Genomic DNA, 10,208 nt, shown 5'->3' with positions numbered 1-10,208 from the left:
GGGACTACCGCGGAATATGACTGTAGAAGATTGTGTGCGGACAGCAAAAAAGCCCCAGCGGGGCGCAATATTAATAGCCCGGGGTGCAACCCCGGGGGTTTAAATAGCCACCTGAAAAAAGCCCTGTAAGGGCGAGATATACATCAAATTATATGTTTAGTGATATCATAGTGATCAGAGGTCAGACATCAGAGGTCAGAGGACAGCGGGCAGAGAAATTTAACCTTGAATTTTAATTCCGAGAATCTTTTCCAGAGAAGGCCGGGAGTAATTCGGTCCTTTCAGCACTTTTCCATCTCCCCGATACACCGGCTTCCCGTCCTCACCGAGCTTGCTCATATTGCTACGCTGGATCTCATCAAAGACCTCTTCAATTTTATACTGCATGCCATGTTCTATTATCGTGCCGCACAGGATGTACAGCATATCTCCCAAAGCATCTGCCACTTCTACCACATCTCCCTTCCCGGCTGCCTCCAGATATTCCTCATTTTCCTCCTTCATAAGTTCATAACGCAGCCTGATTTTTGCTTCTCCTAAGTGAGCTGTGGGTTGTTCTCCAACTCCCAGACCGAATGACTCATGAAACTCCTGTACTGCCTTTAGCCTTTTTTTCATCCTAATGCTTTAAATTCGCATAAAATTAGAAAAATGTTTAGCACCGGACAGATAATTTTCGGCGTATTGTTTTTTATAGTTTTTGCGGGAGTGATCTTCTTCAGCTATCGTAAGGACTTAAAGCTTCATCGCAAATATTACAAAGGCTCCCTTTACATCCTCGGGGGATTCATTGTCTTTATCCTGCTGTTGTTTGTTTTAAAATATTTCCTGAAAGGATAATTTTCCGCAGAAAAAAACCGCCATCCTTGTTAGAATGACGGTTAATTCACATGGTTATATGTTTAATTCTCCAGCGGAAGCACGTCGTATTTCTCTGAATACTCAAGCATTTGCTCCTCAAAAGATACAGGCTGAACTACCTTTATTGAAGTGATCTCCCCGGCTTCATCCATTTCGGGAACCAGTACAGGATTCACGAATCCGCTGTAAGGCGCCGATTTAAATTGCTTATTCCTCTCAATAACTTCCCGGTGCACATCCTGATCGACCTTAACGCCATAGTTTTCTACAAGGTTTTTAGCCGCTTCATAATCGCCTTCAGATTTAATTCTTTGGGTCTCTTTAAGCAATTCTCCAAATAGTTCGCGTAGCGCAGCATAATCGGTAATATTGAAATAGGTTTTGCCATCTCTGTTCACCTTTTCAATTATACCACGGTCACGACCTTTTTCAAATACCCAGGCGCTTACCCACTGACGGTTTCTCATGTGAGATTCCTCTATATCTGCTCCTGGTTCGATCCTGATAAGCTGAGTCATAAGACCATTCCTGATGTAGCCGTCATAAGCTGCTTTTCCAAGTTTTTCATGATCATCAACCAGCCCAAGCTCTTCCAGTTTTGGATCCATCAGGTAATAAAGCCCCACAAGATCTGCACGTCCTTCTTCTAAGGTGGAAGCGTAGCTTTTCAAGGTTTCCTTGGTCTCTCCCACTCCGGGATTGATTTGTCCCGAAGCATGACCTACTACCTCATGTAAAGCTGTGTGAAGTTTATCGGCCAGTTCTCCATATTCTTCTTCAAGAGCAATTTCTTCTTCATCATGAGCGAACTCCTGAAGCCTTCCGGTACTACCGGCATTACTATAGGCTTCAATAATATTTCCAAGAGACACAGATTTGCTTCCGTGTTCTTTTCTTATCCAGTTGGAATTTGGAAGATTAACACCAATCGGGGTGGCCGGAGATGCGTCTCCCGCTTCTCCCGCAACAATTACAGTTTTATAGGTTACCCCAACAACACTTTTCTTCTTGTGCTCTTCCATTAACGGAGCATTGTCTTCAAACCACTGCACATTCTCTTCGAGAACACTCATTTTTTCGCTCATATCAAAGTCTTTGATCTGAACAATGTTTTCAAAGGAACCTGTGTATCCAAGAGGATCATTATAAACTTCAATAAAACTGTTGATGTAATCAATGTTTCCCTCTGTTGCCTGCACCCAGGCAATATTATACTCGTCCCAGGTTTGTAAATCGCCACTTTTGTAGTATTCGATCAAAAGACCCAGACCTTCTGCCTGCTTTTGATTTTCGGCTACACCCTGCGCTTTTTCCAGCCAGTAGACAATTTTGTCAATAGCAGGTCCATACATCCCGCCACTTTTGTAGACCTTTTCTACCAGCTTTCCATTTTCCTTCACAAGCTTTGAATTAAGACCAAAGGCAAGGGGCCTGTTAGGATCAGGTGATTGTTTTACAGCGTAGAATTCTTCCACATCTTTTGCGGTAATACCTTCTCCATAGAAATTTACTGCAGAACCTTCTACAAGACCTTTGGATTCATCAAGGTTGACTTTTTTAGCATCTTTATCATTAAAGATCACTTCATAAGCCTCTCCGGTAAGTTCTGTTCCCGTTTCAGACAATAGGTTATCAAAATATTCCTGACTAAAAGCCGGCTTAAGTTTGTCCATTGAATAGTGATGGTGGATCCCATTTGAGAACCATACTCTTTTAAGATAGATCTCAAAATTCTTCCAGTCTTCGGTCGTCTTGTCGCCCTCATAACCGGTATAGATGTTTTCCAGTGCCTCTCTTATCTTCAGATTGTGACGATAATTCTGATCCCAGATAATATCTCTTCCACTTAGTCCCGCCTCTACAAGGTAATATACCAGTTTTTGTTCCTTTAGGCTAAGATCTTCCCAGCCCGGAATCTGGTACCGAAGAACTTTTATATCAGCGAATTCATCTACCTGATAATCAAAATCCCCGTTCTGAGCAAGCTTTCCTACTGCTGCAGGATTTTCAACTCCTGCATCTGCACAGGAAATCAAAGTTGTTGATGCCAGTAACAGCAGCAAATAAAATTTAAATTTCATTTTCAAATAATTAATTGTGAATAATGTTATGCGGTAATTAGAAATTGCAGTGGGATAAGTTCCCCACTGCAGTTTTACCAAATCTTAACAAATGTAAGAATTAGCATACTCAATTTATTTATATTAGCGTATTAAATACAATAAACCTGCCACCCAATGAAAATTTTAAAGTACCTCCTGTTCCTCCTGCTCATTATCTTTATAGCAGGTTCCATTTATGTAGCTACAAAAGACGGGGAATTTTCTACCGAATCCAGCAGAGTGATCAACGCGCCGGCACCAATGTTATTCAGAGAAGTAGCAGATCTATCCAATTGGAAAACCTGGAATGCCTGGCGGGAGAAGAAAGGAATGAATATAGACGTTACAGGTGAACCTTCCGGTGAAAATGCATATTTGAGCTGGCAAGCTGATGAGATCCGGGATGGCAGAATAGAAAACACTTCGGTCATTCCTTTCAGCAAAATTGAGCAGGATTTAGTAATGCAAACTATTATAGGAGAAGCAAAAGGAAAGGTGGTATGGAGCTTTGAACCTGAAGGGGATCAAACCCGGGTGACCTGGAGACTGGAAGGAGAACAAAATTTTAAAGATAAACTGGCATATACGATACAGGACGATGATCTTTCCGATGTATTCCACCCCCTTTTTGAACAGAGCCTGGAAAACCTCGAGCAAAACGTTGTTCGCAGAATGGAAGAATATACCATTAACGTTGACGGAGTGACGCAGCACGGCGGCGGCTATTATATGTTCACTACCACCGCTTCCAGGATGGGCGAGGTGAGCAGTAAAGCCGCAAATATGATCGAACAGGTGAAGATCTACATGGATCAGAATAATATCTCTATCAGCGGTAAACCTCTTATTATTTACAATCAGCGTGATGATTCAAATGGCACTACTATTTTTTCTACAGGAGTCCCTACTCCCAGCCAGGTGATCACTCCCGCCGGAAGTGAAATCCTCAATGGATATCTGGAACCTCAAAAAGTGGTAAAAACTACATTGAGAGGTCACCATAAGAATGTTTCTGAAGCCTGGGAAAACACATACCGCTACATCGAAAGTAATAACCTGATCGTCGACGCACAGGGGCAACCTTTTGAAATCTTTATTACAGATCCAACGCAGGTGGAGAATCCTGCGCTTTGGGTAACCGAGATCTATATTCCTGTAGAGTAATGAAGCAGGTACTCCTTGTCTTTTTAGGTGGAGGTGCCGGTAGTGTCCTTAGGTTTTTAATTGCTGGTAAACTTAACCCGCTATGGAGTTTTCCCCTGGGAACTTTTCTGGTGAATATGGCAGGTAGCCTTTTAATTGGATTCATCCTGGGATTAGGCTTAAAACAGCAGATACTTTCTCCCAATGCCACTTTATTTCTGGCCACCGGGTTTTGTGGTGGATTCACCACATTTTCGGCATTTAGCTATGAAAATCAGGAGCTTTTAAAAGCAGGGGACTTCCTGAACTTCGGATTTTATACTGCCGGAAGTATTTTTCTGGGAATTGCGGCGGTCATTTCGGGATTGTATATCTCTAAGATCCTGTAAGCCACCTCATATTATCTTCAGAAAGAGGAAGATGACCAATAATACTTCAAAAATGTCATTTTTGGCTATGGCCTGGTTGAGTCATGAAATTTAGATTCTCCCAAATATTTTTCGATCAGAGTGTTATATTCAGGAGTAAGTCGCAATCCCAACGTGCCTTCAATTTCATAGAGAGCTTCCATGTCTTTATACCCGTGCTTCAGCATTTCTTCCAGATAAAAATATGCAGTTTGGAAATCATTGTCCTGGGCGCTTAAGGAAATAATACTCTTATACGCATCAAAAGCCCGGGGATCAAAAATGGTTTGAATCATATTTGCCAATAATTTACTTTCAAGCGAACTCCTTCGGCTTTCCCTAAGCTCATTGTGTTTAAGCCTTACAAATTCATTGATAAACCCTTTAAGCCTCTGAGCCATTTTAGCTTCGGCGTCGTTCTTCTGAGCCAGAGAATCGAGCTGATTCTTCTGATAATTCCACCAGCCCAAATTTTCAAAATTAGCTGTTCGAATATCCTCTTCAAGGTAATAGGTAAAGTCATCAATAAGCCGGTTTTCTTTTTCAAGCACCCTGCTTTGCTCCCTCTTCTGTTGGGAATAGTTACGGGAACGCATAAGTTGATCCTGTTGAGATCTTACTTCTGTAGTGCTTATTAATCCAGAATATTTCTCATCCATGATCTTCAGAAGATTTTCGGCATTCAGAAGTCGATTCTGACTCATCAATTTATTCACCCGGGACAGATCCTGTCTATACAAATTCCCTATTATTTCCTGATCCTGTGGACGTAACTTTCTTCGCATGGCATCAAGCGTGAGAGAACCTACTGCGCTGTTAATTATTTCGGTATCTGGCCATTCCTTGTCCCCTTCATAAGAATATACCTGACTGGGATATCTGAGACGGGAAAGAGCATTAGCCGTATGATTCATTCCGGCAACAGAAAACTGCTCATCTCCCACAATACCAATAAAGACGAAATTATTTTTCTTCTCAAGCAGGTTAAAATTCATCCAATGGTCTCCAACAGCAATAACTCCAAGAATATTATCAAATATTGGCGGAATGGAAGTTGCTGTTTTAGCACCCGTCATGGAACCTGCAGTGGCAATTTGCTGAAAATCCACAGGGAGCATTCTGCCAATATATTGTATTAACCGGCTTGCAACCAAAGCATTTTTCTCCAGATCATTTTGTTGATCAATATCCTTGGACGCAACAAGTATATAACCCTGCTCTTCGGCGGCAGACCTGAATAGTAATGCAGAGGCTTTCCCTCTACCCTGCTCATCAAAAATAAATATTACAGGCCAGGACCTTTCGTTCTGAAAATTGGAAGGAAGATATAAGGCATAAGATTCCCCAAGAGTATCAGAAACCTTGAGATCATCTATAACTACTCCTTTTTTAGCCACAAAATCCTGAGCAGAGAGCTGAAGGCTCAGTAATAAAAAAAAGACAAGTTGTTTCATGGAATTAAGTTAATAAAAATTCCAAAGCCATTACAGAATTTCACTTGAGGACATAAAAAAAGCCTTACAAATTGTAAGGCTTAGGAATAAAATATCAAAAATTGAGACTAAGCTTGTCTCACGTTTACTGCATTTACACCTTTTCTACCTTCTTCAAGGTCGAAAGTTACTTCGTCATCCTGTCTAATCTCGTCTACAAGACCGTTAGCATGTACGAAATACTCGTCGTTTGATTCTTCGTCTTTAATAAATCCGTAACCTTTTGATTCGTTAAAGAACTTAACTGTACCTTTATTCATTATATAAATTTAAATTGGAGGCGAAGATACAACAATAAAAACGATAACCTACTATAAATCAATTTATTATTTATTTACTCCAAAAAAGCAATGTGGATCCCCTGTATCAACATGTTAACTCCAATAATCGCGATGATAAGTCCCATAATTTTCTCCACCACCACGATCTTGTTGGCTCCTATATAGCGAACCAGGTATTCACTTGAGAGAAAAGCCAGGTGGTTTAGATACATTACCAGTGCAAACATCACAAGAATGATCCCCAATTGAAGATAGGTTGCCGTAGTTGTAAAGTTCATAGCCGTAACTATCGTACCGGGTCCTGCCAGGATTGGAATACCAAGGGGAGAAATAGAGATCTCCTCATTGAAATTCACTTCCTTTTGGTTATCTATACTCGACACCTGTGCGCGAATCATCTCGAAGCCGACAAAAAAGACCAGAATCCCCCCGGTGATCTTAAAGGCGGGAATAGTTAGACCGAAGAAGTCAAAGATGTATTTTCCAAGAATAATGAATCCGGAGACAATAATAAATGCCGTAAAAGTTGCTTTTCGGGAGATGTTTTTTCTGGTAGGTCTGTCTGCCTGTCGCGTAAGACTAAGAAATATAGGCACATTCCCAACCGGGTTATTAATAGCTATAAATCCGGTGAAAACAGCGATGGCAAATACCCAGATCCCTTCCATTTATTATTCTTTGTGTTCAAAATTTAAAGGGGTAAAAGTATTTAAAATAAACCACCTGAAAAAACAATGCCTCCTCCTTTCAGTCCGTCAAGCTGGCCTGGGAAGTTTTGAGACTTCTTTAACGAAGCTGCAGGGTCAATTTTTGTACATTTTCAAATTGGAATCGGGTACCATGAAGAATTACAACGAGAAAAGAAATTTCAAGAAGACAGGGGAACCAGAGGATATCCCTTCAAAAAAGAAAAATAAGGAGCCCATCTTTGTCATTCAAAAGCATGACGCTACAAATCTCCATTACGATTTTCGCCTGGAGATCGATAACACCCTTAAATCATGGTCTGTGCCCAAAGGTCCCAGTACAGATCCTTCAGTAAAAAGAATGGCCATTCCAACAGAAGATCATCCTATTGCTTATGCAGATTTTGAAGGGGTCATTCCGCAGGGAGAGTATGGCGGGGGAACTGTAATGATATGGGATAAGGGAAAAATCGAAAGCAATAAGAAAGATGAAGACGGAAAAATAATTTCCCTGGAAGACAGTTTCAAAGCAGGAAGCATTGAAGTGATTCTCCACGGAAAAAAATTACAGGGAGGTTTTAATCTGGTAGAAATGAAAGGCGGAAATATGAAAGGCAATTGGCTTTTAATGAAGCAGGATGATGCCGAAGCCGATGCCCGTCGCAACCCTGTGAGTACACAGAATAAAAGTGTAGTTTCAGGAAGAACGCTGAAACAAATTGAGAAAGAGGAAAAAAATAAAGAATGATGCAGGTAGCAGGAGTAGAAATTTCGAATGCCGATAAGATCATTTTTCCGCAGAAGAAGATCACCAAGGGAGATATGGTTTCCTATTATGAAAGGATCGCTCCCCTTATGCTGCCATTTTTAAAAGATCGTCCCTTAACTCTGCAACGGTTTCCTAACGGAATAGATGAAAGCGGATTTTACCAAAAGAATGCTGCCGATTATTTTCCCGATTATATTGAAACCATTGAAGTGGAGACTGAAGAAGGAACGAACACACAGATTATCTGTAATGACGTTAAAACCCTGGTCTACCTAGCCAATCAGGGGACGGTGGTATTCCACACCTGGCTTAGCCGCAGGGATAAACTTCGGGAACCAGATAAAGTGATCTTCGATCTTGACCCTCCTGCCAATTCTTTTGAACAGGTCAAGGAAGCTGCAAAAGTGATGAGGAGTTTCCTTCAGAAGAAAGGATTTGATCCTTCTCTTATGACAAGTGGAAAAAGCGGCTTACATTTATATTTTTCGAGAAGGAGGGGAAAAGATTTTGATGAAGTAAAGGAGGAGGTGCGCAGGCTTGCAGAAGAAGCGGCAAGTGAACATCCCTCTCTGCTCACCACAAAAATAAGAAAGGACCAACGGGAAGGAAAAATTTTCGTCGATTACCTGCGAAATGCCTATGCACAAACCGCTGTGTGCCCTTATTCGCTTAGAGCCAATGAGGAAGCGGGAATTGCTACTCCTGTTGGCTGGGAGGAACTTTCAAAATTGAAGAGTTCAGCTCATTATCACATTGAAAACATATTTAGAAGAACAGGCCAATTAAAAATAAATAATTAAACTAATAAAAATGAAAGAGATAAACCCGGAAGAGGCTAACAGAGTAGTAAATGAACAAGGTGAAAAAGTAAAAGAAAAAGACCTGGAAAGACTTTTAACCAAGGAACAAAAAATAGAAGATAAATTCCGGAATAGTGACTCAATAAGTAGTTACCTGGATCGTGCAAAAAGCATGTTTAATCTCATTCGGGACTACTGGAGCGGAGAATATGCCAATGTGCCCTGGAAAACCATTGCCGCAGCGGCAGGTGCTCTGCTTTATGTGCTTATGCCGTTAGACCTGATCCCCGATTTTATTCCAATTGTTGGTCTACTTGATGACGCAGCTGTCATAGCCGCTTGTTTAAAACTGGTTAGTGATGATCTGGTAGCATACGAAAAATGGAAACTTCTCCGAAACCAGAATATGGAAAGCAGAGATGACAGTTCCTTAAGTTAACACACATTCCATACACCAAATGAATAGAGAAAAACTGCAGGCTATGCCTCTTTACCGGAAAGCCCTGGAAATTCTGGAAATTGTAGATCGTATTGTCAGGTTGGTTCCGGAAGAAAATGAATTCACGGCAACCGTGGCAGGTAACATGTATTCTGACGCTTTACAACTGGCGCCGAAAATTGCAGGAGCCGAAGGAGTGGATCTGTATGACATCAAAATGGAAAATGCCGCTATTATCCGAAAATGTGCCAGAGAAATCTACGTGGGATGTAACGGTTTTTTAATGGAAGATTTTAAGGAGGTGGAATATCTTGAGATGCTGAGAAGTGAAATTGATGAGTTTCGGGTGCTGTTCGCAGAATGGGTCAAAACTTTTGACCAATGGAACTATGTTATTGACCGCTGGGGTTTATTCAATCCGCCCGGAGTGAACTATGATGATATTGATCCCGATGACAATATCCCATGGGATAATCCTTTTGATGAGGAGGATTAGTACGGAAATCTTTTCCGAACAATAAAATATCAAACATGAAAGGGTCTCAAAAATGCCATTTTTGAGACCCTTTCATTTAATTGTTAGTCACAAAATAACAGCTCTGCCTGAAGCTAATTATCTGGTAATATATCTATCCACAGACCATCGGCCCCCGCCTTTTACAATAAGAAAAAGAGATCCCAGCCACATCGCCCAGTCTGTCCTCATCTCGTGCGTCATACTCCAGAAACCGTAGGTTCTCAGCTCCCGTAACACAAAGGGACCAAAGCTTTCTCCAAATGCAATGGGAATTTTAGTTGTGATTACAGCCACAGTCATAATAAGCAGGGTCACCAGTGCTGCACCGCGGGTAACAAGACCAATAAGGATTAAAGTCCCGGCCACTACTTCAAAGGCTCCTACAAGGTATGCAAGGATCTCCGGTTCCGGAAATCCCATTTTTTCAAATCGGCCGGGTCCACGCATGGCGGGATATAAGAATTTTTGAATACCCTCGACCAGAAAAACGGCGCCCACCATGATCCTGATTATTATGGTAGTTCTTTGAGCGTCTGTGCGGAGAAAAGTAGGAGAATTCATAGATCCTGGTTTAACTGGAGTATAAAAATACAAAAATAGCCGATGCCGCCTTTCCGGGTTTAAAACACTTTAAAAGGTCGGACCTGAAAAGGCTGATCTTTAGAAGAAACCTAAAACAGGTCTTGGAGACCTGTTAGGCTTGGACGCTA

Annotated in this window: 13 protein-coding genes; 7 read left to right on the top strand and 6 right to left on the bottom strand. The window is 41.3% G+C overall.

Annotated elements, in window-relative coordinates; translation table 11 throughout:
• Positions 1–219 precede the first annotated feature (219 nt).
• On the bottom strand, positions 220–618 hold the full coding sequence (locus G564_RS0112890; protein ID WP_029038027.1) for a pyrophosphohydrolase domain-containing protein: 399 nt from the start codon (positions 616–618) through the stop codon (positions 220–222).
• A 33-nt stretch (positions 619–651) separates the two neighbouring features.
• Here G564_RS0112890 and G564_RS0112885 point away from each other — a divergent pair, with 33 nt between their 5' ends.
• A complete protein-coding gene (locus tag G564_RS0112885; RefSeq protein WP_029038026.1) occupies positions 652–840 on the top strand; it encodes a hypothetical protein in 189 nt (62 codons plus the stop codon).
• A 62-nt stretch (positions 841–902) separates the two neighbouring features.
• Here the strand turns inward: G564_RS0112885 and G564_RS0112880 are convergent, their stop codons facing one another.
• Positions 903–2,942, bottom strand: a complete 2,040-nt coding sequence (locus tag G564_RS0112880; RefSeq protein WP_029038025.1) for a dipeptidyl-peptidase 3 family protein — start codon at positions 2,940–2,942, stop codon at positions 903–905.
• 156 nt (positions 2,943–3,098) lie between these two features.
• Here G564_RS0112880 and G564_RS0112875 point away from each other — a divergent pair, with 156 nt between their 5' ends.
• Positions 3,099–4,127 carry an SRPBCC family protein gene (locus tag G564_RS0112875; protein WP_029038024.1) on the top strand — a complete coding sequence of 343 codons (1,029 nt, stop codon included), beginning with the start codon at positions 3,099–3,101 and terminating at the stop codon, positions 4,125–4,127.
• Positions 4,127–4,495: a fluoride efflux transporter CrcB gene (gene crcB / locus G564_RS0112870; protein ID WP_029038023.1), complete on the top strand. Its 369-nt coding sequence runs from the start codon at positions 4,127–4,129 to the stop codon at positions 4,493–4,495. Before G564_RS0112875 ends, crcB begins: the two co-directional genes overlap by 1 nt.
• Positions 4,496–4,560: 65 nt before the next feature.
• Here crcB and G564_RS0112865 read toward each other — a convergent pair whose 3' ends face one another.
• From G564_RS0112865 to G564_RS0112855, 3 genes are all read right to left on the bottom strand, one after another.
• The gene (locus G564_RS0112865) at positions 4,561–5,967 is read right to left on the bottom strand and encodes a hypothetical protein (protein WP_029038022.1); all 1,407 of its coding nucleotides are present in this window, start codon (positions 5,965–5,967) and stop codon (positions 4,561–4,563) included.
• A gap of 107 nt (positions 5,968–6,074) precedes the next feature.
• Positions 6,075–6,266, bottom strand: a complete 192-nt coding sequence (locus tag G564_RS0112860) for a cold-shock protein (RefSeq protein ID WP_029035283.1) — start codon at positions 6,264–6,266, stop codon at positions 6,075–6,077.
• A gap of 74 nt (positions 6,267–6,340) precedes the next feature.
• The gene (locus G564_RS0112855) at positions 6,341–6,955 is read right to left on the bottom strand and encodes a MarC family protein (RefSeq protein ID WP_029038021.1); all 615 of its coding nucleotides are present in this window, start codon (positions 6,953–6,955) and stop codon (positions 6,341–6,343) included.
• 172 nt (positions 6,956–7,127) lie between these two features.
• On the opposite strand from G564_RS0112855, the gene G564_RS0112850 reads away from it, so the two are divergent.
• The 4 genes from G564_RS0112850 to G564_RS0112835 are packed head-to-tail and all read left to right on the top strand — an operon-like array spanning position 7,128 to position 9,477.
• Positions 7,128–7,721 (top strand): DNA polymerase ligase N-terminal domain-containing protein, encoded by a 594-nt coding sequence (locus G564_RS0112850; protein WP_037374020.1) that lies wholly within the window; start codon positions 7,128–7,130, stop codon positions 7,719–7,721.
• Positions 7,718–8,542: a non-homologous end-joining DNA ligase gene (gene ligD / locus G564_RS19290; RefSeq protein WP_084625642.1), complete on the top strand. Its 825-nt coding sequence runs from the start codon at positions 7,718–7,720 to the stop codon at positions 8,540–8,542. Before G564_RS0112850 ends, ligD begins: the two co-directional genes overlap by 4 nt.
• A gap of 10 nt (positions 8,543–8,552) precedes the next feature.
• On the top strand, positions 8,553–8,981 hold the full coding sequence (locus G564_RS0112840; RefSeq protein WP_029038019.1) for a YkvA family protein: 429 nt from the start codon (positions 8,553–8,555) through the stop codon (positions 8,979–8,981).
• 19 nt (positions 8,982–9,000) lie between these two features.
• The gene (locus G564_RS0112835) at positions 9,001–9,477 is read left to right on the top strand and encodes a hypothetical protein (protein ID WP_029038018.1); all 477 of its coding nucleotides are present in this window, start codon (positions 9,001–9,003) and stop codon (positions 9,475–9,477) included.
• Between the two features lie 117 nt (positions 9,478–9,594).
• Here G564_RS0112835 and G564_RS0112830 read toward each other — a convergent pair whose 3' ends face one another.
• Positions 9,595–10,059, bottom strand: a complete 465-nt coding sequence (locus tag G564_RS0112830) for a DoxX family protein (RefSeq protein WP_029038017.1) — start codon at positions 10,057–10,059, stop codon at positions 9,595–9,597.
• Positions 10,060–10,208: the final 149 nt, after the last annotated feature.

The sequence above is a fragment of the Salinimicrobium xinjiangense DSM 19287 genome, assembly GCF_000423585.1.
In the GTDB taxonomy this organism is placed as follows: Bacteria; Bacteroidota; Bacteroidia; order Flavobacteriales; family Flavobacteriaceae; genus Salinimicrobium; species Salinimicrobium xinjiangense.
The sequence above is the reverse complement of the archived record's forward strand: the minus strand, read 5'-3'. Positions and strand labels throughout refer to the sequence as shown.